Origin of the sequence: Carboxydothermus islandicus, from assembly GCF_001950325.1 — a bacterium.
In the GTDB taxonomy this organism is placed as follows: Bacteria; Bacillota; Z-2901; order Carboxydothermales; family Carboxydothermaceae; genus Carboxydothermus; species Carboxydothermus islandicus.
This window is the reverse complement of the sequence record NZ_BDJL01000049.1, coordinates 20,365-43,719: the sequence shown is the minus strand read 5'-3', so window position 1 is coordinate 43,719 and position 23,355 is coordinate 20,365. Positions and strand designations below refer to the sequence as shown.

Sequence of the window (23,355 nt, the reverse complement as noted above, 5' to 3'; positions counted from 1 at the left end):
AAAACCGCCACTGGCGGGTAGAGATACCCTGGGAGGAGATGCGAGCGGCGTTAAAAACAAATTACAAAACCGATCCGGGACCTAACCCTGCGGTAAAGGTATTAGCCCGGGGTAAAAGCGGGCGAGTGTTAACCCTGCGGGTTGGAGCGGCTACCATTGGAGCGCCGGCTTTGAGATTGGCCCTTGGGCCTGAAAAAATGCGCTCTACATTGTTAACAAAAATTTTTGTGGAAAACGGTAAGCTAATCATGGAGGGAAAAGGCTTTGGCCACGGGGTGGGCCTTTGCCAGTGGGGGGCCAATAAAATGGCCCGGGAAGGTAAGTCACCGGAAGAAATCATCAGGTTTTATTTTAAGGATATTGAAATTAAAAAACTCTGGCGGTAGGAAGTTATGCGGGCATAATTCCTTTTAGGCCCGCATAATTATTTTGTAAGGTCGAAAGGAGGGAAAGTATGGACGAGGCTACTCTGCATAAAGTAGAAATTTATGACCGCAAGACCGTTAAGCTTTCAGGGATAAAGCAGGTTTTGAGTTTTAATGACCAGGAGATCCTGGTAGAAAGTATTCAGGGATTTGTGGTTCTTAAAGGAGAAGGCCTTTTTATTACCGGACTTAACCTGGAGGCAGGAACTCTGGTAGTCGAAGGTTATTTAAGAGAATTTAGCTATCAGGAAGAGGGTGTAAAGTCTAAAGAAAGGGGTAAGAAGGCGTGGGAGCGCCTATTTCGTTAACAGGACAAATTAGAGAAGTTATTTTGTTTTTGTTGGCCGTGGTCCTGGGCTTTTTCCTTTGCGGCCTTTATTTTTTGGAAAACTTTATTTTAAGGCGGAAATACGGGCGCAAAAAAAAACTTTTTCCCTACTTTGTTGCGGATATCCTCTATTTTACCGTAATAGGAGGCTTAATTTTGGGGTATTTTCTCTTTTTTAACCAGGGAGAGGTGAGGGGTTACGGCTTTCTGGGAATAATTACCGGAATAGTTTTATATTATTTTATTTTAAACAAAAACACCAGTTCGAAAGGAAAAACGTAAATTAGCACGAATAAATTTAGTAAGATTTTGTCCACATTTTGTCCATAACTTGTCCAAAATTTGTCCACAATTGTTTATAAACTGTGGATAAGTTGTAAATAAGGTGAAGATAAATGCAGATTGAAATTCGGGGAGCAGAAAAATTAAGCTTTCGCGAACGACAGGTGGTAGTGCTAAAAGAAATGGGTTACACCAACGAACAGGTTGCCAAAAAATTAAAAATTAATGTAAGCTCCGTTGCTACCCTTTATAATCGTGCTAAAAGCAAGGGTTACCAGGTGGTGATAGTAATTCCTGGTGACCATCTGGGACTTTTTGGTCCCGGAGATGATGGGGAGGAAGAATAATGCCGCGGTATTATGCCGGTTACAATAAAAGAAAAAAGAAAAAAAACTTTTGGTCGACGGTATTTTTAGCGTTTCTTTTATACATAATGGTGAGCTTTGGTTTTGAGGTTTACAAGCTTTACATTATGCACCGGGAAGTTAAAGCTCTATCGGCAGAGGTGTATAAGCTAAAAGCGGATAACGAGAAGCTGTTAGAAGATATTAAGAGGCTAAGAAATAACTCGTACTTTGAAGCTCGCGCCCGGGAGATGGGGTTTGTAAAACCGGGAGAAAAAGTAATTGTAATTGAAAAGAAAGGACAGGAAGCCGATGCCAGCGGTGATTGATATCGGAACAAATTCGGTACGGGTTTTAGCTGGTTATTTTAAAAATGGTAAATTTTACGAACAGTACCGGGACCTGAAGACCACCCGAATTGGTGAAGGGATAAACGCGGGATATTTAAAAGAAGAAGCGATGGAGAGAACCTTGCGGGTGGTTGTAGAATTTATGGGAAAAGCCCGGGAATTTACCGATGAGATAGTGATTTTTGCCACCAGTGCGGTGCGCGAGGCCAAAAATCAAAAGGAGTTTGTGGACAAAATAAAAAGCGCAACCGGTGTAAACATCGAGGTTTTAACGGGCGAGGAGGAAGCCTATTATTCTTATCTGGGGGTAAAGCTATCACTACCTTATTTAAACGAACCTGCGGTTATCGACCTGGGCGGCGGGAGTATTGAATTTATCTGGCAGGAACGGGGGAAAACCTTATTTCAGAGCATTCCCGTAGGAGCCGTAAGATTAATGGAGGCCACGGACAAGGAGGGTTTGCTAAAACTTTTACGGGAATTTGTCGGGAAAATAACCCCCTATTTTCATGAACCGGTGGTAGCTGTTGGTGGTACCGCTACAACTTTAGCGGCAATTGACCTGCAGTTGGAAAAATACGACCCCCGTAAAGTGGAGGGACATACTTTAGATTTACTGCGGCTTAGAGAGATCCACGATTATTTGGAAAAGTTACCTTTACCTGAACGTCAAAAGGTACCGGGACTTTTACCCGAACGAGCGGATATTATCGTTTATGGTTGTAAAATATTAATTGAAGTTCTCACCACTGCCCGGCTTTCCAGGCTAATTGTGGGCGAAGGGGACCTGCTTTTAGGAAGACTTAAAGAAATGACGGTGTCGAAAGAAAATAACGGAGCAAAACTTTAAATTGACAAAAATTTCCTCCTTACAGGGCTATAATAACCATTAGGAGCCTTGAAAAAGGAGGATTTTTTTTGGAAACCAAAATCTATCCCTTTGCCCGTAGAAAGAGTAATGTAAAAGCCCGGGAGGTTAAAAGGCCGCTTAAAAAATTAAAGCCTGGTGACATAATTTTTCCGGTTTTAGCCTTTTCTTTGGGAAGGGCATCGCTGGCGGGAGACCTTTATCCCTTTGGGCCGGCGTTTTTAGGAGCGGCGGTCGCTTATCTGGGACCGGGGGAAGCTTTTTTCCTCTTTGTCTTTCTTTTATTAGGGCATATCTTTGTTTTACCCGAGCGTTATTTAATTTATAAGTTTTCGCAGCTTTTAGTACTGTTTATTTTAGCGGGAATCCTTCTTAAAAACTTAAATTTTAAGAAAAAGACCGTTGTTCTACCGCTGGTGGTTTTTGGCGTTGTTGCTTTTTTTGGTGTATATTTTGATAAAACCTTTTCCGGAACCCCTCTGGATTTTATCAAAATTGGCCTTGAGGCGTCTTTTTCTGCAATTTTAAGTGTGGTATTTTTCCTCGCTTTTCCGGCTTTAAAGGGCGGACCGGGAAGAATCGTAACCGGGGAAGAACTGTTACCTTTAATGTTTGTAATTGGTTCGGCTTTGATAGGCTTTCCCGGGTTTTTCCTTGGACCATTGGAAGTTAAGCAAACCATTATTCATCTTACAGTACTTCTTACCGCCTTTTCCGGTGGTCCGGGCCTTGGAGCGGCCGGCGGGGCGGTTTTAGGGGTAATATTATGTTTTGGCAACGGCCTGCCTTTAGAAAATATAGGGATTTACACCTTTGCCGGTTTACTTTCCGGAATCTTTCGCCAGTTTGGTAAAATTGGGGCTTTAATAGGTTTTTTGTTAGCCGATGTGGTGCTGGCTTTTTACCTGCAAAGCCTTTCAGCGGCCAAAGGGCTTGCCTACCAGATGCTGGTTGCTTCCGGAATATTTTTACTGATACCCAACCGGAACCTTGACGGATTAAAAGAAATGTTAGACAGTGTGACCAGGAAATTTCAGTTGTTTATGGACCAGCCCCGGGAAATTGCCCGGGAAAGAATGAATGAATGCCGGGAACTGTTTTTGGACCTCGGAAATTCTTTTTTGGAACTTTCGGCAACGTTAGGGCCGGAAGTAATTCCGGAGTTCAGGATAGAAGAGGTTGTGGAGCGTTTTCCCAAAGAGACCTGCCAGAATTGCACTTTTATCCGGCTTTGCTGGGAGAGAGAGTTTTTCGGAACTTACCATGCGCTATTGGAAATGTTAACGATCCTGGAAAATAAGGGGCAATTATTTAAATCGGATGTTCCGGGCTTTTTTTACAAGCGCTGTCTTAGAATCAAGGAATTTTTAAACGAGCTTCTTTTTACCTTTCTTATGGAAAAAGAAAAAAGTCGCTGGCAGAAAAAACTTTATGAAGAAGAGCAGTTGACCAAAAGTCAGCTCAAGGGCGTGGGAGAAATCTTTCTGGAATTAAATAAGGCTTTGGATTTAGATTTTGTTTATGACCAAAAAAATACGGTAAAAATTTTTAAACGACTTTGGGAAGAAAATCTACCGGTGGAAACGGTTCTTGCCAAACCCGCCGGGGGAAGGGGGATGGTCGTAGAAGTTAAATCTGCCAGGTGTTCAGGAACCAGGCCCTGTCTGAACAAAATTCCGGTAATCATAGCGGAAGAAACCGGAGGAGAGTTTGTTCTGCAACAAAAACGGTGTGGCCAGGCCGATGGAGGAGAATGTCATTTAAATTACTTGCCAATGGAAGATTTAGAGGGTAGAATTGGTATAGGAATGGCGGGGAAAACCGGGGAAAAGGTGTCGGGCGACAGTTACCGGGTGGTGCGTTACTCTCCGGGGAAATTAGCGGTAATGCTGTCCGATGGTATGGGTAGCGGGGAGCTTGCTCGCAGAGAGAGCAATGCCTGCCTGTTAATGGTCGAAAGACTTTTATCCTTTGGTTTAAGTCCGCAGAAAGCTTTAGAAGCGGTAGATGCCCTGATCCGTTTAAAAAACCGCCAGGAACGGTATTTAACATTAGATCTTGCTTTGATTGATTTAATAAGCCGTCAGGTAACTTTTTATAAACGGGGAGCGGTTACCTCCTTTTTAAAAAGAGGTGCGGCGGTTGAAAAAATTACCGGGGGAAATTTACCCCTGGGGAGTGGGATTGAGCTTAAGCCCAGGGAAAAACGGCAAATATTATTTCCCGGAGATGTTTTAGTGCTGATGAGCGATGGGCTTTTAGATGCTTTAGGGGGAGAAGAACGGGTGGTGAAAGTTCTTCTGGAAGACAACGATTTATCGCCTGAAATTTTAGCCGAATATTTTCTGGCCCATGCCAAATTACGCCACCAGAATGTAATTACCGATGACCAGACAGTAATTGTGGTTCGTTTCTTTGAAAAGACAAGGAGTGAACAGATTGTACGCTGAGTTTGTTGAAACCGTAAGGAAATATAAGATGATTAATCCCGGAGAGAAAGTGGTGGTAGGGGTTTCGGGAGGCCCCGACTCCATGGCTCTCCTTTTTTGTTTGCTCAAATACCGGGAAGAAATGGATTTTTTCCTTGAGGTAGCTCATGTTAATCACGGCTTAAGGGGAAGGGAAAGCGATTTAGACGAGGAGTTGGTGCGGGATTTTAGCCGAAAATACGGTATAAATTTTCATGTCAAAAGGCTTGATGGTTTAAAAGATTTGGGGGAAAATTTACAAGCGATAGCCCGGGAAAAAAGGTATGAATTTTTTTATGAAGTATTGGAAAAAACGGGGGCAGAAAAAATAGCGTTAGCTCATACCGCTTCGGATGTAGCGGAGACGGTGATGATGAATATTTTGCGGGGAGCGGGAACGGAGGGGCTCTGTGGAATTTGGCCGGTGCGGGATAGAATTATTAGACCGTTATATACGATTTTTCGCCGGGAAGTGATGAGTTTTGTTGAACGGGAAAATATACCCTACCGGGTTGATTCTTCCAACCTCGTGCCCAGGTATTTGCGTAATAAAGTACGTTTAAAGCTTTTTCCGTTCATTAAGGAAGAGTTTGCCACCGATATCGAAGAGCGGCTTTTTAATCTTGCCCTGATTAAACAGGAAGAAAACCAGGTGCTTGATAATTATTTAAATAAACTGTGGCAGGAAGTTTTTGTTAAAGAAGGTCAGTACTTAAAGGTATCGGTGCTGCAAAACCTTTCCCGGGAGGAAGCTAAACTTTTGCTCAGGAGATTTTGGGAGCAGGCAACAGGCAGTAAAAGGGATTTATACCAGGAGCACATTGAAAATTTACTTGCCTTTTGTAACAATATAAAAGGGACCCGCTACTTTCTCCTGCCCCGGGGGATGCGGGCCAGGCTTTCTTATGGAAAACTATATCTTGAAAAAAATATTTCTCCGACGAAGATTAGTTTTGCTTATGAAATGAATCCTCCCGGCAGTGTGGAAATTTCCGAGGTGGGTAAAAGGATCACCTTAATTCCGGTTTTTGCAGGAAAAGGTGATTTATTTCTTGCCAGAGACAGCAGTGTAATCGTCAGAAATCGCCGTCCTGGAGATCGATTTACCTTCAGGGGGCACACGAAAAAATTAAAAGAATGGTTGATAGATCAAAAAATACCCAGGGATATAAGGGAGCGGTTACTGATTGTTGAAGTAAACGGTCAAATTGCCTGGGTGGAAGGATTGGGGGCCGGGGATTTATTTAAAAGCGGTAAGGATTCAGACCTCATTCCCTTTGCGGTAGACCTTGAATTATTGAAAAGTTGTTGAAATTATGATAAAATTTTGTAGCATAATGATGGAAAGCTGTGAGAGGAGTGCTCAACTTTGAATAAAGTATTAAAAAATTTAGCAATTTATTTGCTGATTGTTCTGGTTGCAGTAATGCTTATCAACTATTCCCGGCCGTCGGCAACTTCCATTCGAGATTTAAAGTACGATGAGTTTTATAGCCTTTTGGAAAAAGGGCAGATAGCGTCGGTAGCGATTCAGGCGGACCGGACGATCAATGAAATTTCAGGGGTTTTAAGGGATGGAACCAGGTTTAAAACCCGGGGGCCACTGGAAGATGCTGAACTTTATAAAGACCTGAAGGCGATGAATGTTACGGTAGAAATTATGCCGCCGAAAGAACCGGCTTTCTGGGCCAACCTTTTAAGTTCCCTGTTACCGGTCCTTTTAATGGTGGGGTTATTCTTTTTCTTTATGCAACAGGCCCAGGGCGGGGGTAACCGGGTGATGTCCTTCGGCAAAAGCCGGGCCAAGCTTCATACCGATGAGAAAAAGCGGGTTACCTTTGCCGATGTGGCGGGGATTGATGAAGTAAAGGAAGAATTGGCGGAAATTGTCGAGTTTTTGAAGAACCCCCGGAAGTATAACGAATTAGGAGCCCGAATTCCCAAGGGCGTTCTCCTTTTTGGCCAACCGGGAACCGGGAAAACTTTATTAGCCCGGGCAATAGCCGGGGAGGCGGGAGTGCCGTTTTTTAGCATTAGCGGCTCCGATTTTGTGGAGATGTTTGTAGGGGTTGGTGCTTCCCGGGTAAGGGATCTTTTTGAGCAAGCCAAGAAAAATGCTCCCTGTATTGTCTTTATTGATGAGATTGATGCTGTTGGCCGGCAGCGGGGAGCAGGGTTAGGTGGCGGTCACGACGAACGGGAGCAAACTTTAAACCAGCTGTTAGTGGAGATGGACGGTTTTAATTCCAACGAAGGAATTATCATTATTGCCGCTACCAACCGACCGGATATTTTAGATCCAGCCCTTTTGCGGCCGGGACGTTTCGACCGGCATATAGTGGTGGATGCACCGGATATTAACGGTCGCAAGGAAATCTTAAAAGTTCACGTTAAAGGGAAACCGCTGGGGGATGATGTGGATCTGGATGTTTTAGCACGGCGTACTCCCGGTTTTACCGGTGCTGATTTAGCAAATATGGTTAATGAAGCAGCGCTTCTTGCGGCTCGCCGCAATAAGAAAGTTATTAACATGGAAGAGATGGAAGAAGCAATTGAAAGGGTCATTGCCGGTCCGGAAAAGAAAAGCAAGGTCATTTCCGAACGGGAAAAGCGGCTTGTTGCTTATCATGAGGCGGGCCATGCCATGGTCGGTTATCTCCTACCCAATACCGACCCGGTACACAAGATTTCCATTATACCCCGGGGGCGGGCAGGGGGCTATACTTTACTGTTACCCGAAGAAGACCGTTCGTACATGACTAAATCCCAGCTTCTCGATGAAATCACCATGCTTTTGGGAGGAAGGGTAGCGGAGGCGCTGGTTTTGGAAGATATCAGTACCGGTGCCAGAAACGACTTAGAGCGGGCTACCGAAACGGCCCGGCGCATGGTAATGGAATACGGAATGAGCGAAGAATTAGGCCCTCTAACCTTTGGTAAAGGTACCGAAGCGGTATTTTTGGGCCGGGATTTAGCCCGGGATAGAAATTATTCCGAAGAAATAGCTTATGCCATTGATAAAGAAGTAAGAAAAATTATTGATAACTGCTATAGTCGGGCGGAGGAAATTTTAAAGAAAAATATTAATGTGCTCCACCTTGTAGCGACAAAACTTATGGAAGTGGAAACGATGGAAGGGGAAGAGTTTGAAAGGTTAATGAATGAAAATGGGTTAACCAAACCCAGGATAAATGGAAATAACGATTCACCTGCAAATCCTCTCCAGTAGTTAAAAAGCCTCCCGTTTCCGGGAGGCTTTTCCAAATACAGAAAAAGGGGGAGAAAATTTCAATGGAACGAACCTTTATCATGGTAAAACCCGATGGAGTGCAAAGAGGATTGGTCGGGGAAATCATCAGCCGTTTTGAAAAGCGGGGGTTTAAATTAGTGGGTTTAAAACTTATGCAAATCAGCCGGGAGCTGGCGGAAACCCACTACGGTGAACATAAGGGTAAGCCGTTTTTTGAGGGACTGGTGAACTTTATTACCTCGGGCCCGGTGGTGGCCATGGTTTGGGAAGGAAAAGAAGTAATAGCTACTGCCCGGGAAATGATGGGGGCTACCAATCCTCTTAAAGCCCAGCCGGGAACAATCCGGGGAACCTACGGAATCGACGTGGGCAGAAATGTAATTCACGGCTCCGATTCACCGGAATCGGCCCAAAGGGAAATAGCCCTGTTCTTTAAGGAAGAAGAACTTCTTAGTTACGACAAAACTCTCGATACCTGGATTTACGAATAATACCAAAAACCCCGCCAAAATTCGGCGGGGTTTTTTCATGCTCAAAACCTTGTAAAAAGCTTTTTCTAATTTACAGTAATTTTCGAAAATAATAAAATAAAAGTTAAGCAGAAAAGTACTATACTATTTTTATCATTGGGGTGAAAAAATGAACCATACCGGCTGGTTTTACTGGTTTAACATCGTTTTGGGTGGTTTTGCTGGCATAATCTACGGTATTGGATACAGGAATTTACCAGCACTTGTAATTGGTGTTGTTTTAGTTCTGGTTAACCTGTGGGGTTATTATTTTATTTACGTTAAAGAGAAAAAAGAGCTGTTAAAAATCTTTAAACTAAAAGATGCGGTAATAAGTAAAAACTTACGAGAACTCATTAATTATCGTCCCCCCGAAAAGGGAATTTTAAAAGATATAGGGGAAACGATCCGGTTTTTAGGGGAACAAATCTACAATGCAGTGAAATATGCCGGAGAGGATGCCGAGACCCAGTCGGAAATTATTGAAAGCCTGACCACGGCTTTAGATCAGGTGGCTACCGGTACCCAGCACCAGGTAGGGCAAATTCAAAACTTAACTCTATCTTTAGAAAAACTAGCCCAGGAGATTAATGAAGTGGCTAAGTTAGCGGCCAGCACCGAGCAACTGGCCCGGAAAGCAAGGGAGTTTACTCAGAGCGGGGTAAGACAAAGTGAAGTTGCCGGACAGGAGATGGAAAGTATAAGTCAGAGTATTAACGAGTTAGAAGAAAACTCTGCCAACATTGCTGCTATTTTAGAAGTAATCAACGAAATTGCCGACCAAACTTCCCTCCTGGCTTTAAACGCCGCAATTGAAGCGGCCCGCGCGGGAGAGGCGGGACGGGGTTTTGCGGTGGTGGCGGACGAAGTAAGAAAACTTGCCGATAAATCCCGGGAATCGGTTAAGAAGATTGAGGAAATCATTAAAGATGTGCAGGCCAAGACTAAAGTGGCAGTAAACAATACCAAAAACGGTGTTGCAGCAATTGCTAATTTAAACCAGGCGTTTAATGAAATAAATGCTCAAGTCCAGGAAATGACCGGATATATGGCTCAAGTTTCCGAAAAAACCGAAATCCAGGTTGCTGCCAGCGAGGAAGTATCGGGGGCAGCCCAGACCATTGCTGCTGTTATCGAGGAGATATCCGCCAGTACCCAGGAAATTGCTGCTACCTCAAAGAAATTAACGGAAATCAATGAAGCATTAAAACAACATGTGGCAAGTCATATTTTATAAAAAAAGCCATGGTGCAAAACCATGGCTTTTTTAATATCCGCCGAAGGTGTGGGAACTCAGATAAATACTGTCGAGCAGGGAAACTGTTTTTGGCATGTCGACTGCAGGTAACCTTGTTTCCTTGTGACAGGATGAACAGAGCTGCCCTTCGGTGGTTTTTAAAGGCTGTCCCAGAGTATTTAGTCCGTGACTGTTGTGGCAGTCGTTGCAGGCCAGGACTCCGGTTTTATAATGGAGGCTTTGCCGAAAAGCCGGATACTCGTTTTGAGCGCGAGCATCCCGGTAAATACCGTTTACTTCCGGATAGAACAGGTTCTGGAGCGACAGAATAGGAGTTGGATTTTGACTTCCGATTAGATACGGTTCGTAGTAATTGGCCCCGTAAACCGGATCATATACTCCGGGGATAATTCCGTAGGTATACCACTTCACACTCCAGGGATAAACCCTTTGCCCCACCGGTGGTAAGAAATCTTCCCGGTAAGTTAGTCCCACTACCGTCTGCTGCCGGTATAAAAGGCTTACACCTTTACTATGGCACTGGCCGCATAAACTGGACCTAAGCTCTGGCGTCTGGTACTTGGGGTTGTAGATATTATAGTGGTTGGGATTTTCCGTATGATTTTTACCAGGTCCATGACAGGCTTCACAGCCAACCCCCATTTCGACCAGCTCATAACCTGTAACTTCATAGGTTTCGCTATTTACGGAAGTAACTTTAAAACCGGTACCGTGGCAGCCAAGGCAGGAATTTAAATCATAAACCCCGGAAAACACAGTAAACTTTTTCTCCGGAATATTGAAGCTTCCGGATAAGAGATTATAGGTTGAATCATAAACGGCATAACTTTGGAGCCACTTGAAACCAACGGTTAAGGTGACCTGCTCGGGGTAAACATCCGTCCGGGCCGAATCAATCAGCCGGTACAGAAGGTTGCCGGGGCTGGCGATAAAATCATTTAGTCCGCTGTAGGTAAAGCGGTAGGTAAAGCCGTTTACCGACTGGTCTAAAGGATAAACCGCATCTTTTACTATACTGTTAAAACCAAAGCCAATAGTTTTGGCGTGGGCTGTCTTTTGCCAGCCGTCAAAGAAATTTTGGTGACAGCTTTTGCAGGCAAGGCTTCCCACATACTGGCTGCTGCCCTGATAATAGTTGGTGGGAGTAGGGGATTCCATAAAGTAGCCGGTTTTATCCCGATGGCACAGGACGCAACTTTTCATATTGGGAAGCCGTTTTAAAGCCGAGGAGCCAGTGTTTTCGTAGGCTTCATCCGGTACGGTGCCGGTTTTCAGCCAGTAATCCTGATCAACTCCGTGAGCAGTGTGGCAGGTCAGGCAGTTTATTTTGGAAAAAGTACCGGTAACAGGGTCGTACTCAAACTTAATATTATAGGTGGCACTTAAAGTTGAGGCCAGTTCCGGATAGACCGTTAAGTCTACCGGGTGGCGGTAATTTTCATAATAATATGTTTGTGCTTCCACTGTAGTAGTATAATACGAAGGGTGACAGGAGGCGCAAAATACCGAAATACCGCTAATATACGTTACTTTTTCCGGTTTAGCCGGGTCGGTGGAAAGATAATTTTCTATATCCATAACTACCCGGATTGCCGGGACAAAATATGCATATAGAGGTACCGATGGCTCATAGATAAATTTAACTATGGTATAACCCCGGGAATTATCAAAAGTATAGTAAGTAGGGTCAATAACACCTTGACCGGAAACAATTCTGGTAAAAGGCTCATATTCATAGCCTGTAAGCCAGCGGTAGGGAGTGTAGGTGTCATCTCCTACCGATTCAGGAGTAGCATTACCATAGACAGTAAATTCGGTACTGGAGAGGGCGGCCATTAAAAGCCCTTCTTTTTTGTTTAAGTAAGCCTGTCCGTTGGGGTTTGGCGATAAAAGCCGGGCATTGCCCCCGGCTCCGTGGGGGTCATGGCAGCTGGTACAGGTAAAAGGAATTTTCCAGCGGTCGTTTATGCCATCGCCGTTTAAATCGGTTTGGGAAGTATCAATATAAACTTCTCCGGGCACCGAAGAAACTTCGATAATGCCCGAAGCATTATGAGCCGATAAAAACTCTTCATTGCCCCGGCCGAAAACCCCGCTATTGGTTAAAAGACTACTGTTCTGGATTTTGCCGTCTAAGACGTTGTAGGTAGTGGTAACGGTACCATCGTGACAGGCCATACAGGTAGCGTAATCGGTATACCATTGCAGGAGTCCGGGACCTACGGATGTATGGATAGAATGGCAGGAAGCGCAACTGTCGGTATTTTTGGTAAAGTTACTGTGAATCCGGTAAGAAGCAGGGCTACCTTCGTTTGGCAGATAAACTTCGTAAGGAAAATTCGAAACATTATCGGGATTAAAGGTTGAGACCATACCGTAGACGTTGTCATAAACTTTTGTTTGAACCGGAAGATAACTTCCTTTTTGTCCGTTATTGCCAGGAACTGGCAATAAGTTAGCCCTGGCGCTTACCGGTATAAAAATTAATGATATAAATGTAAATATGAAAATGTATAAATATAACTTTTTCATAATTGTCACCTGTTATAAAAAACTTTTTGCTTTTTTAATATCTTCTTGCTTTTTTAATATCTTCGTTAAAAAAAATTAAAATCCTTCTAAGTATAAGGTTATAGCAATAGAGAATATTTTTCAGCGAGAGCTATTATCAGGCAGGAATTTTCTTTTGTTAAACGAATAAGAAATTTAAGGGAGGTATTAACTGTGGAAAGGGAAAAAGCCTTTAAATTTAATATTCCTTACTTGAGCGGGGACAAGCCTTACCAAACTTTTTGGTTAATCTTACTTTTTGGATTTTCCCTGTTATTTTTACTGCCGCCCTTTTACCGGGGGTTATTTTTTGAATACGAACAGGAAATCGCTACCCTGTGGGCGGTAATTTTAGCCTGGTTTGTTTATACCCTGGAACTTGGCGAAAGAAAAACGAAGTTTTTACAGCTTGCTCTCGATTATGCGGTGCTTGCTTTTCCGGTAATTTACCTTGTTTCCCTTCTTAATGCGGCGAATATCGGCTTTGCGGTGGATGAATTGGTGCAAAATATTTTATATTTTTTTGTTTACTGGCTGGCAACCCGTTTTGGAACAGATCAAAATGCCCGGCGGGTGTTGCTCCATGCCGTTTATCTTGCGGCTGTGGGAGTTTCCCTGGCGGGGTTAATGACCGCTACCGGTGTGATTAATATCCGGGATGGTTATTTAGGAGGGCGAATTTACTCTTCTTTCCAGTACCCCAATGCTTTAGCAAGTTATTTGGCGGCAGCAACGTTGATCGGAATTTATCTCTGGGTAAGTTCTAATAAAAATTTACGCTACCTTTACAATATCGGGAACTTTGCTATCCTCACGGTGCTTTTAGGGACAAAATCCAACGGTGGCTTAATGGTGTTTTTGGTGGTGATGGTTTTATATTTTATCTTTCAGCCACCGGGGAGAAGGTTTGCTATTTTCTTTCACCTGTTTTTAAACCTGGCACTGGCTTTTGTGGTTATGAAGCGCTTTATTTACCATGTGGATGTAACCGGGCAGACCGGCAACTCCTGGCTTTGGTTTTTTATAGGAGTAATTTTAGCAGGATTTATTGAGGTTTTCATTCAATACGTGGTCCTGGATGAAACGGTGATTGCAACTTTAAAAAAATATAAGAAAATTTTAATGTACCTTGGTTTTGCTTTAATAGGGTTAGCTATAATTGGCGGTATAGTTCTTGTTTTTACCAATGAAGCGACGAGGGAAAAGCTTTATAGTTTGCTTAGAATCCGAAATGCCAGCGAACGGGGATATTTTTATCTTGATTCTCTAAAAATGTTTGCCCAAAGTCCGCTCATTGGCTGGGGCGGCGGGGGCTGGGGGGAAGCCTACCGGGCGTTTCAAAGTTACTTTTACATCTCTACCCAGGTCCACAGTTACTATCTCCAGCTCTTTGTGGAAACGGGAATCCTGGGAGTATTGACCATTTCTGCGGTTATCTGGTTGTTTTTTAAATATCTTGTCTATCTTATGCGTAACATTAAAGATTACTGGCTTTCCTTTGAAATAGTCACTCTGGGAGCGGTAGTATTAAATATTGGCGGACATGCGGCTATCGATTTTGATTTATCTTTAGCAGCCCTTACCTTGGTCTTATTTTTAACCCTTGGCTTTATCCGGTCAATTTATTTTACCGCTGCAGTTAAACCTGTACCCGAGAAAAACAGGAAAAAAGTTCAATTTAACAGCGTTCCTTACTTTACCCTTATGTCGGTGGTTGCCCTTGGCCTTCTTATTTTTGTAGGAATGCTTGCTACCGGCAGCCACTATGAATATTCCGCTTATGCTTATTATCAGGCCCAGGATATGCAGGGGTTAAAAAATGTCATGGAAAATGCTGCCCGTTATAATCCTTTTAATGCCTCTTACAACGAGAAGCTCAGGGAAATCTATAAATCCTTTGGGGATATCAATAACGCCATTGACCAGGGCGAAAAGGCGGTAGCTAAAAGCAAATATGATCCCTACAAAAAAATTGAACTTTCTTACCTCTATTACCAGACCGGGCAGATAGAGAAAGCGGCGGACTTAACCGATAAATTTATTAGCGATGCGCCATTCATGGCAGTGGTTTATGATGCCGCAGCGCGGATGAATATGATGTGCGGTTTGGCAGCGGTAAGAAGTGGGGATCTACCAAAGGCGCGGGAGTACTTTAATAAGGTAATTAAAGTTTTGGAAAGAGAGGAAAAACAAATTACCAGGTACACTCCCGAAACCCGAAAACTTCAGGTGGTCGCCCCGGTACTTGAGGTATCACCGGAGGTAAAATTAAATGTGGGGATTGCTTATTATTTCTTAAAAGATTTTACTAAGGCCCGGGAAAATCTTTTGGTTGCCAAAGAGAAAACCGATTTAGCGGCGGAAAGTCTTCTGTGGCTTACGGTTTTGGAAACCAGAGCAGGAAATTTAGAGCTTGCCGAGAAATACAAAGAAGAATTAGAAAAAACAGTAGGGGGAAGCGAACTTCTTAATAAAATTGATGAATTTTTAAAATTGCCGCTTTTATAGGGTGGGGGTAATGGAAAAACAAAAAACAATCGGCATTTTCGTTTGGTTGCTGTTTACCGTTATCTTTCAGGTAATATTGTTTTTGGTCTTTATTTCGGGAACAAAAGCGGCGCTTAATAGCCGCTTTTGTTTTTCCTGCCATGAAATGCGTCCCGAATACTATACCTGGGAAACCTCAAGTCACAACAAAATCGAGTGCTGGCGCTGCCATATTAATACCGGTCCCTGGTTCCCCTTCTGGGTTAGCTTAAATGGCGGGGCCAATCTTGTGAAGCACCTGACCGGCTTTTATGAAAAACCTATAAGAATTACCTACTCCATAGACAATAAGCGGTGTCTTTCCTGCCATATTTTGGAGTCGGTAACTCCCGGGGGAGATATAATTATTCCGCATGATAAACATCTTGCCCGGGGCGTGGCCTGTGTGACCTGTCACTTTGGGGTGGTGCATTATCAAATTGCCGAAAGAGGCGAAACCCGGGGAAATTATGAGAGCTGGAGTGTAAACAAGGCTCTGGCAGAACGGCAAAGCGTTAACCAGAAGCTTTTAATGAACGGATGCATTACCTGTCACAATGAAAGGGAAGTTTCGACCGAATGTAAAACCTGTCATTTAAAAATTGCGGCTCCTCCCGACCACCAAAAACCCTCCTGGGGAAATAACCATGGTTCTACTGCTCTAAATAATGTGGGTTATTGCGCTTCCTGCCATACTGGAAAAGAATTTTTGGAAGGGTTACAGGGTCAGAAAAAACTTTACTGGTATACTCGCCAGAACTCCTTTTGCCGGGATTGCCACTTAAGAAAACCGGAATTTCATTTAGATAACTGGATACCAAACCATGATGATGCTGTTGCCTTAAAAGGGGAAATTACCTGCTATGCCTGTCATGATGTTGACAAAGGTGAAGGAATAAATAAAAATCCAATTTACTGCAATAAGTGCCATGATTTTCCGGATAAGCTTAGCTAATAATGAATTTGTTACAGCAGGAATTTTTTATCCCCTGTCGAATAGCCTTTAATAGGGGGCAATAAGTAATGACTGTTCGGGCACCAACACCGGCGGAAAAGCGTACGAAAATACTGCTAATTATCGGCGGGGTATTATTACTACTTTTGATAATTTTTCTTAGCTTAATTGAGATAACTTCTTTGCCCATAACCTGTAAAAGCTGCCATGAAATGCGCCCCGAATATTACACCTGGAAAGCTTCCACCCATAGCCAGGTTAACTGTTTAAAATGCCACGTGGAGCCGGGAATCGGGAATTTATTTAGATTTAAGGGAGAAATGCTGAACTTTGCCTATCTTCACTTTACCAAAAAATATTTATTACCTATATCCCTTAAAGAAAGCATTCCCCAGCGTAACTGTACCCGGTGCCACGGCTTAAAACGAGCGATAACACCATCCGGGGATATCATTGTTCCCCATGATAAGCATAAATCTGCCGGAGTGCAGTGTCTGGAATGCCATAAAGGAATTGCCCACGGAAACATCCTGGACCGGCAGGAAACGATTGATGGCGATTTTAGCCGCTGGAATTTAACTTACGCCCGGTCCCAGATGATTCCCGAAAACGTCAAAACCAAAATGACTTTGTGCATGAGCTGTCATGAACAACGAAACGTAACCCGAAAGTGTGAGGCGTGCCACCGGCAAATTCGGCCTCCTAAAGACCATCAGGCGCCGGACTGGCTTTCCACTCACGGTAAACTTGCCCGCAAGGATTTAAAATATTGCGATATGTGCCACTCTTATTCCAATACCGGTTTGGAATACAACGAAAAAGATCCGGTGCGGGCATATATAAAAGGTAATTGTTTCTGTAGCGACTGCCACTCCAAGCGACCGGTAACTCACCCGATAGACTGGATCTCATCTCATGGACTGACTCGCACCAAAGCTGATATTCCAAGCTGTCTTACCTGTCACGACTGGGGTCAGCGTTCACCGATTCAAACCGCCGGACAGAGCATTGTTGCCGGAGAGAGGCAAACGCTTCAGGTACCCGGCGGGCAGGTTTTAGGAGAAAAGAAAACCTACTGTCTCCAGTGCCACCGGGGCCAGCATAATAATTTCTTTGCATACCAGGTACAAAATCACCCGGTATATCTACCTCCGGGAACCAAGCTTCAGGGATTTTGTTTTGGCTGTCATAATGTTCGCCAGTGTCAGCAGTGTCATAAGAATGCGGAAGCCCTGTTTAAAGAATTCCAGGAAGGGAGAAATAAGGCTGGTGCTTCTGAAAAGCTTTTAAATCCGCACCAGAAATATTTTAAAAATGGTGCGCAAAATCACCCGGTTCCCTTAAGTGCCGGGACCAAACGGGACAGCAGTTGCTATCGCTGTCATAACCAAAAGTATTGTACTGGTTGTCATAAAAATTAAGAAAAGGGGGATAAACCTTGAGTACGGAAGTTAAACCGAGCAAACCATCCAAACCGGTGCATCCGGTAGTAGCGTATTTAATAATAATTGCTTTTACGGCAACGATGTTTGTCATCGGGGTAATTATAGGTAAAGCCTTTTTCTGGGAAAATTACGACACCACTCCGATAGCGGACCGGATTATAGAAGTGGCCAAGCAGAAGGTGGCTCAGGATCCCAAAAACCCGAAAAATTATGTGGATTTGGGGTGGGGGTATTTCAAGAAAAAAGATTATAACAATGCTTTGGCTCAGTACAAAAAAGCAATTGATCTTGATAAAAAATACTACCCTGCATATTTAAACCTGGGGATTCTTTATATTGAAACCGGTAAGTACGATTTAGCGGTTAACACCTTAAAGCAGGCGGTAGCCCTGCAGCCCAAAAGCTCCAATGCCCATTTAAATCTGGGAATTGCTTATAATAAGCTGGGCAAATATAATGAGGCTTTAAAGGAATTAAAGCAAGCTTATGACCTGGCTCCGGGTTCGACCCAGATAATATATGAAATTGGTGTTGCCTATGAGAAAATGGGGAAAATAGAAGAGGCAAAGTATCAATACCAATCAGCATTAGAGTTTGACCCGAAATTTGAAGATGCGAAAAAAGCCTTAGAACGGCTCAATAAAAGTAAAGGAGGGAAATAATGAGTAGCCAGAATACTTTAGCAGTCAGATTAAAAGATATCTTCTGGCGCTGGGACCAGGAAAAGCTTAAAAGAACCCTGAAATGGATTTTTATAATAGAATTAATATTCTTTCTAATCTTTTATTTCTTAAACCGTAACCCGGTACCAAAGATCGTACCGCAAATCGGGCCTCCTGGACCGCCGGCTTTCCTTTATGCGATTTACGGTACCGACCAGAATCCCTTTAAAAAGCCTATGGCGGTGGCGGTATCCGGCAACCGGATTTATGTAACCGATACCGGCAATCAGCGGGTTCAGGTCTTTGACTATGACGGCAACCCCTTATTTACCTTTGGGAAACCCGGTACCGATAAGGGGCAGTTTAAATTTCCCTACGGTATTGCGGTGGACGGAGACGGCAAGGTTTATGTGGCCGATATGTATAACGGTAAGATTTCCGTCTTTAACAGTGAAGGAATTTTCCAGTACTATTTTGGTAGTCCGTCAGATATCAGCCGTCCTGCTGGCCTGTTCATTTCCGGTAACCGCCTTTATGTGGCGGATGTCGGGAAAAATAAAGTAATGGCGTTTACCTTAGATGGTAAGAAGGTATTAGAGTTTGGTAAGATGGGTACTGCCAACGGTGAATTCAGGGCTCCAAACTGCGTCTGGGTTGCCAACGGTAAGATTTATGTGGCCGACTCCGGCAACGACCGGGTCCAGGTCTTTAACCTCCTCGGTGGCTATGCCTACACCTTAACCGGCGGCAATAACAACGGTGAAACCTTTTCCTTTGTTAACCCCCGGGGAGTGGGAGTAGATGGCCGGGGAGTACTGTACGTGGTGGATAACCTTAATAGCCGGATTTGTGCCTTTGACCAGAACGGTAATTTTCTCTTTACCTTTGGCAGCAAAGGCGCTGAGTTAAATCAGTTTATTCTGCCCAACGGGCTTTACGTCGATGACCAGGGGAGGGTATACATTACCGATACCGTTAACCAGCGGGTGGTGGTGTATCAAAGTTAAGGTAGTTTAGCTTTAAAAGCTATCCCGAACCGGGATAGCTTTTTTGTTTGGTGAAATTGGTGAAAAAGATATTATTTGGTGAAATTGGTGAAAAAGGTATTATTTTAAAAATTTTTTTGCAAAATATAAAAAATGAAGAAGGAATTTTGCAAATTGTGTATAAATATAATAAATAGTCATATAAATTATGATTTAATGTAGTAAAATTTAAAATGTTTTTGTGAAAATATTGCTTATCACATGCTGCCATCCGGCGGCAATTAATCCCCGGAAAGGAGGGAGGAAAGGCAAAAAGGGGAGGCTAAGCCGGTAGAAATAAAGTAAATACAGGAGGAGGAGAGGATGAAGCGAGGTTTATGGGTCGTTGTGCTGACCATGGCGCTGGTAATAGCCTTCAGTGCATCCGCTATGGCGGCACAAATCATTGCACCGTCGGACAGCCTGAGTGAAAAAGGCGGCTACCTGCCAACACCCACGTCCAAGACGGTGTATAATTATCAGAACTCGCCAGCGGCTTTTAAGGCCGATGGTATTACCAATTATCCACAGGAGATTTATTTACCCAATGAGCAAAACCCTGCTAACTACCGTATCCACAGCAATTACAGCAAGAACACCGATGCCTGTGCAGCCTGCCACGCTACCCACACTGCTGTAGGGGAAAGCTTGTTGCAGTGGGGTTCGGTGTATGACACCTGTATGGCTTGCCACGACGGTACCATCAGCACCACCTATAACGTAGAAGAAGGATTTATCGGTAACACCCAAACCCGGACCTATGGTGGTATGTTTGGTACCGGAACTGAAACCTCCTTATCCCGCCACAATGTGGTAGGATCCTTACAAATCTTTGCTGCTCCTGGTGGCAACAGCACCGGTAGCTATGAAGATGCTCAAGCTGTTGGCCATGAAACTTCTGCAACCAAGATGTGGGATGTGGAGTTTGGTTGCGAATCCTGCCACAGCCCGCACGGTCAGGGTGGTAACGCCCGGATTTTAAGCCCGGATCCCAACAAAATTGCCCGGGTAAACTATGTAAACGGCGCGGTATATAACGATAATGGCGATCCGATCTATACTTTGAAGTTCACCAACCAGAAAGTTTACATGGTACGTCTTAACATTGCCGATGCTGTTTATTATGTAACCTATCAGGGTAAAGTTGCTTCTGGTTACGAGATTACCTGGATTAAGGGATATCCGTATTCCGGCGGTACCTTGGTATATGATGGTTCTACCAAGTTAACTAATTATGTAATTGATAACAGCAACGGTTATACAATTTTGAAACTGAGCTCTGCTCCAAGCTCGACCTTAAAAGTATACTTCTTCCCCGGTGTCCGCGTCAAAATGAATATCAGCAACTATCTCCAGGCCAATGAAGGAGTAACCCATAAAGGTGGATTGAACTTCTTCTGCGGCGCTTGCCACACCGATTACAACACCAACCTGGATTACAATACCGGTGAAGAAAGAACCGGTGGATCAGCTGAAGAATTAACCGGTAAGTACACCGAAGCCTACCGGCACCAGGTAGGAATGTATGCAGGCTATTTTACCAACGCCTCAAAGGCAAATATGAAGTTTGAAAACGGTAACATGACCTGTCTAACCTGCCACTATGCTCACGGTACTTCGAAAGATTTGTGGGATGCAACTTTAACCGATACTTCCTTCTGGGGAACTGACCCGTTTGTCGAGCTTGCTGGTTCTTCAGCCTTGAAGCGGGCTCCCAACATGGGTACCTGTGAAGCCTGCCACGGCAAGAAAGAAGGTGCTGAAGGTTACAGCGCCAATACCGGTCAAACTGATGTCCATGGCGTAACCACTCAAACCGATAACGGACAGGCTGGTGCCAAGTTCGTAGGTTCGGCTAAGTGCGTTGAATGTCACGCTTCTTATGCAGAAGGCATTAAAGAAACTTATCACAACAATATGGCAACTTACTACAACATTGATAAAAATACTGTAGTAACCGAAAGAGCCTATAGAGGTTCAGATGCATTATTAAGGGTATTTATGGAAAATCCGAGCTTAAAGACTACAGCACCTTATAGCAACATTTGGAGTAAGCTTGATACTGATAATGATGGAACTCCAGATGTTACTTCGACTCTGGATGTTCTCTTATGGGGTAAACCAGACGAAGCTGCATATGTTGCTGTATATAATTATACAGATGGTAAGTATTATAGGTATGTTGAACTTGAGAAAAGTGAAAGCGGAGTATATGAACTTGTTTATGTATCATATACGGGTTCAGCACTATGTGCTCCATCGTGCCACACTGTTAACAACTACTACTTTACAGAAATTTCAGCACCCAACTATGATCCTAGCGTTAATTTAGGAGTACCTCCAATTCAAAAACCTGCTTCAGTGTCTTCGTTCTATTATAATAGCGGTGGTGAAAAAATTAGTACAAGTTTACGGCAGTTACTGTTAGCGCCAGGTAATATACTCGATGCACCGGACAATACTGGAAAAGTTGAGCTCCAAATCAAGTGCGAAGCCTGCCATGGTCCTGGAAGCTTACACGTAGCAGCTCCAAGTAGCAAGAACATAACCGGATGGAAACAGTACGATTATGGCGTAAGAACTGGTGGACCATATAGAATTTATACTTCAGGCGGAAAAGATAATGTCCAGGGTATAACTCTACCAACCTTAGCACAATCTTGTATGAGCTGTCATACAAATAATACACACCAAGGCTACTATATTAAGTCCAAGCACTTTAGAAATGGTCAGATGGACTGCATGGTCTGTCATGATCCACACAGTGACAAGTATGAATGGCAGCTTAAACTACCGGTTAACTCACTATGTATGAGTTGTCACGATGCTGCAACGGCTACTGGCAATGTTCCGGTATTTACCAGAGAAGATGCTGGGAAGTTTATTGGTTATTACTCAACCGCGTATCACCTGTTTGATGATATGGGTACTGTTAATGAATCAACTTATGCTAAAAATAATACCTTACTGCCGTAATGAATTCTTTAAAAGGCAAGGCCAATGTCTTGGCCTTGCCTTTCTCTAAATTTGTGAAGCAAGGGAGTGTAAAAATTGAAGCGTTTTATATACGTAGTATTAATTGTTATAATAGCCGGACTTATAAATGGGTGTTCACTCTTAGAAAATACACCCATGGAAAAAATTATTAATAACGGTTTTATAAACAAAATGTCAAGTGAAATTAAAAAGCTAACTAATTCATATCCTACTTCTGAAGAAGAGTTAGCTAAAGCTTTTGCAAAAGCACTTAAAGACAATAGTATTTTGAAAGTAAAAAAATATCTTTTAGGAGAAGATGAAAATTACGCAAAGGCAGTCCTTAATATGGGGGGAGGTAAAACTTTTAAGATAAGTAAGTTAAAAAGTGATGTTAACGAAAGTTATTACTTGTTAGAAAATATAAACGACAAAAACGAAAAATTTGCTATATGTATTATAAAAAATGAGGGTAAATTTGTTGTTGTTTCTATAAGTCCTTATGATCCAAGTGCACCCGAAACCGAATAAAAAGCCTTTTGGCTTTTTTCATAGAAGCAGGAAAATCCCTCCTCTGGGTCGAAAATATATCCGGGGAGGGATTTTTATTGGCCAAAAAAATTGGAGCAGTGATTTTAATTTTATTAATTATTTTGGGAGTCCTTGCCTACGGCTTTCGGGTCTGGGAAAAGCCCGATGTGGTATTTTCCAGATTTGAAGGGGCACTATCTAAGGGGGATACGAAAACTGCTTATACCTTTCTTTCCCGGACGATAAAAGCGGAAATACCTCAGGAAAAATTAACTTCTCTGGATAGCTTTGTCCATGAGATGGAAAGAAAAGGATTTGCCTTTAAGCCTACTTTCCCAGAATTTTGCAGGAACTTCTTTTATCGGGAGTTCAAGCGGGGAGTTTCCCAGGGAGACGTAGTCTATACGGTAGAAATAGGTTTGGTCCGGGAATGGGGCGGGTGGAAAGTGGTAAGTGTCCGGTAAATTGGCATCAATGTAAAAAAGAACAACAGTGTCAAGAAGACGTGAGGCTGTCCCAAGGGGCAGCCTTTTTGCTTTCGCGGAGTTTCGACATTTCGCAAATTACACTGTATATTTATAGCGAAACTTGCGAAAAATTTTA

20 protein-coding genes are annotated in these 23,355 nt (G+C 43.3%); 19 read left to right on the top strand and 1 reads right to left on the bottom strand.

The window, feature by feature from the left end; all coding sequences use genetic code 11:
• The 11 genes from ciss_RS13565 to ciss_RS07750 all read left to right on the top strand — a co-directional run.
• A partial coding sequence (locus ciss_RS13565; RefSeq protein WP_501161887.1) for a DUF8618 domain-containing protein occupies nucleotides 1–386 on the top strand: 386 nt, incomplete at its 5' end.
• Nucleotides 387–454: 68 nt separating this feature from the next.
• A complete protein-coding gene (yabP, locus tag ciss_RS07795) occupies nucleotides 455–733 on the top strand; it encodes a sporulation protein YabP (RefSeq protein WP_075865714.1) in 279 nt (92 codons plus the stop codon).
• Nucleotides 712–1,035 carry a spore cortex biosynthesis protein YabQ gene (yabQ, locus tag ciss_RS07790; RefSeq protein ID WP_075865713.1) on the top strand — a complete coding sequence of 108 codons (324 nt, stop codon included), beginning with the start codon at nucleotides 712–714 and terminating at the stop codon, nucleotides 1,033–1,035. Before yabP ends, yabQ begins: the two co-directional genes overlap by 22 nt.
• Before the next feature lie 113 nt (nucleotides 1,036–1,148).
• Nucleotides 1,149–1,382 (top strand): RNA polymerase sigma factor, encoded by a 234-nt coding sequence (locus ciss_RS07785; RefSeq protein ID WP_075865712.1) that lies wholly within the window; start codon nucleotides 1,149–1,151, stop codon nucleotides 1,380–1,382.
• Nucleotides 1,382–1,708 (top strand): FtsB family cell division protein, encoded by a 327-nt coding sequence (locus ciss_RS07780; RefSeq protein ID WP_075865711.1) that lies wholly within the window; start codon nucleotides 1,382–1,384, stop codon nucleotides 1,706–1,708. Before ciss_RS07785 ends, ciss_RS07780 begins: the two co-directional genes overlap by 1 nt.
• Entirely contained in the window at nucleotides 1,692–2,579 is an 888-nt protein-coding gene (locus ciss_RS07775) for a Ppx/GppA phosphatase family protein (RefSeq protein ID WP_075865710.1), read from the top strand. Before ciss_RS07780 ends, ciss_RS07775 begins: the two co-directional genes overlap by 17 nt.
• Nucleotides 2,580–2,647: 68 nt before the next feature.
• On the top strand, nucleotides 2,648–5,047 hold the full coding sequence (gene spoIIE / locus ciss_RS07770; protein WP_075865709.1) for a stage II sporulation protein E: 2,400 nt from the start codon (nucleotides 2,648–2,650) through the stop codon (nucleotides 5,045–5,047).
• Nucleotides 5,037–6,377, top strand: a complete 1,341-nt coding sequence (gene tilS / locus ciss_RS07765; RefSeq protein ID WP_075865708.1) for a tRNA lysidine(34) synthetase TilS — start codon at nucleotides 5,037–5,039, stop codon at nucleotides 6,375–6,377. Before spoIIE ends, tilS begins: the two co-directional genes overlap by 11 nt.
• A gap of 57 nt (nucleotides 6,378–6,434) precedes the next feature.
• A complete protein-coding gene (gene ftsH / locus ciss_RS07760; RefSeq protein ID WP_075865707.1) occupies nucleotides 6,435–8,294 on the top strand; it encodes an ATP-dependent zinc metalloprotease FtsH in 1,860 nt (619 codons plus the stop codon).
• Between the two features lie 62 nt (nucleotides 8,295–8,356).
• Nucleotides 8,357–8,806 carry a nucleoside-diphosphate kinase gene (ndk, locus tag ciss_RS07755; RefSeq protein ID WP_075865706.1) on the top strand — a complete coding sequence of 150 codons (450 nt, stop codon included), beginning with the start codon at nucleotides 8,357–8,359 and terminating at the stop codon, nucleotides 8,804–8,806.
• Between the two features lie 148 nt (nucleotides 8,807–8,954).
• Nucleotides 8,955–10,061, top strand: coding sequence for a methyl-accepting chemotaxis protein (locus tag ciss_RS07750; RefSeq protein ID WP_075865705.1), 1,107 nt, complete (start codon nucleotides 8,955–8,957; stop codon nucleotides 10,059–10,061).
• Between the two features lie 30 nt (nucleotides 10,062–10,091).
• Here the strand turns inward: ciss_RS07750 and ciss_RS07745 are convergent, their stop codons facing one another.
• A complete protein-coding gene (locus ciss_RS07745) occupies nucleotides 10,092–12,533 on the bottom strand; it encodes a cytochrome c3 family protein (RefSeq protein WP_166504004.1) in 2,442 nt (813 codons plus the stop codon).
• A 273-nt stretch (nucleotides 12,534–12,806) separates the two neighbouring features.
• Between ciss_RS07745 and ciss_RS07740 the strand changes: the two genes are divergently transcribed.
• The 8 genes from ciss_RS07740 (at nucleotide 12,807) to ciss_RS07705 (ending at nucleotide 23,216) form a co-directional block, all read left to right on the top strand.
• Entirely contained in the window at nucleotides 12,807–15,140 is a 2,334-nt protein-coding gene (locus ciss_RS07740) for an O-antigen ligase family protein (protein ID WP_075865703.1), read from the top strand.
• A 10-nt stretch (nucleotides 15,141–15,150) separates the two neighbouring features.
• Nucleotides 15,151–16,113, top strand: a complete 963-nt coding sequence (locus tag ciss_RS07735; protein ID WP_075865702.1) for a NapC/NirT family cytochrome c — start codon at nucleotides 15,151–15,153, stop codon at nucleotides 16,111–16,113.
• 68 nt (nucleotides 16,114–16,181) lie between these two features.
• Nucleotides 16,182–17,534, top strand: coding sequence for a cytochrome c3 family protein (locus tag ciss_RS07730; protein ID WP_075865701.1), 1,353 nt, complete (start codon nucleotides 16,182–16,184; stop codon nucleotides 17,532–17,534).
• A 17-nt stretch (nucleotides 17,535–17,551) separates the two neighbouring features.
• A complete protein-coding gene (locus tag ciss_RS07725) occupies nucleotides 17,552–18,220 on the top strand; it encodes a tetratricopeptide repeat protein (protein WP_075865700.1) in 669 nt (222 codons plus the stop codon).
• A complete protein-coding gene (locus ciss_RS07720) occupies nucleotides 18,220–19,227 on the top strand; it encodes a 6-bladed beta-propeller (protein ID WP_077177508.1) in 1,008 nt (335 codons plus the stop codon). Before ciss_RS07725 ends, ciss_RS07720 begins: the two co-directional genes overlap by 1 nt.
• 342 nt (nucleotides 19,228–19,569) lie before the next feature.
• The gene (locus ciss_RS07715; RefSeq protein ID WP_075865699.1) at nucleotides 19,570–22,221 is read left to right on the top strand and encodes a cytochrome c3 family protein; all 2,652 of its coding nucleotides are present in this window, start codon (nucleotides 19,570–19,572) and stop codon (nucleotides 22,219–22,221) included.
• A 75-nt stretch (nucleotides 22,222–22,296) separates the two neighbouring features.
• Entirely contained in the window at nucleotides 22,297–22,752 is a 456-nt protein-coding gene (locus ciss_RS07710) for a hypothetical protein (RefSeq protein ID WP_075865698.1), read from the top strand.
• A gap of 77 nt (nucleotides 22,753–22,829) precedes the next feature.
• Nucleotides 22,830–23,216 (top strand): hypothetical protein, encoded by a 387-nt coding sequence (locus ciss_RS07705; RefSeq protein ID WP_075865697.1) that lies wholly within the window; start codon nucleotides 22,830–22,832, stop codon nucleotides 23,214–23,216.
• The last annotated feature ends 139 nt before the right edge of the window (nucleotides 23,217–23,355 follow it).

Bases quoted from the DNA above. Each gene is read 5' to 3' on its own strand.
- ciss_RS07750 (WP_075865705.1), top strand. From the start codon at position 8,955: ATGAACCATACCGGCTGGTTTTACTGGTTTAACATCGTTTTGGGTGGT.
- ciss_RS07735 (WP_075865702.1), top strand. From the start codon at position 15,151: ATGGAAAAACAAAAAACAATCGGCATTTTCGTTTGGTTGCTGTTTACC.
- ciss_RS07720 (WP_077177508.1), top strand. From the start codon at position 18,220: ATGAGTAGCCAGAATACTTTAGCAGTCAGATTAAAAGATATCTTCTGG.
- ciss_RS07780 (WP_075865711.1), top strand. From the start codon at position 1,382: ATGCCGCGGTATTATGCCGGTTACAATAAAAGAAAAAAGAAAAAAAAC.
- yabP (WP_075865714.1), top strand. From the start codon at position 455: ATGGACGAGGCTACTCTGCATAAAGTAGAAATTTATGACCGCAAGACC.
- ciss_RS07775 (WP_075865710.1), top strand. From the start codon at position 1,692: ATGCCAGCGGTGATTGATATCGGAACAAATTCGGTACGGGTTTTAGCT.
- ciss_RS07715 (WP_075865699.1), top strand. From the start codon at position 19,570: ATGAAGCGAGGTTTATGGGTCGTTGTGCTGACCATGGCGCTGGTAATA.
- ndk (WP_075865706.1), top strand. From the start codon at position 8,357: ATGGAACGAACCTTTATCATGGTAAAACCCGATGGAGTGCAAAGAGGA.
- ciss_RS07785 (WP_075865712.1), top strand. From the start codon at position 1,149: ATGCAGATTGAAATTCGGGGAGCAGAAAAATTAAGCTTTCGCGAACGA.
- ciss_RS07730 (WP_075865701.1), top strand. From the start codon at position 16,182: ATGACTGTTCGGGCACCAACACCGGCGGAAAAGCGTACGAAAATACTG.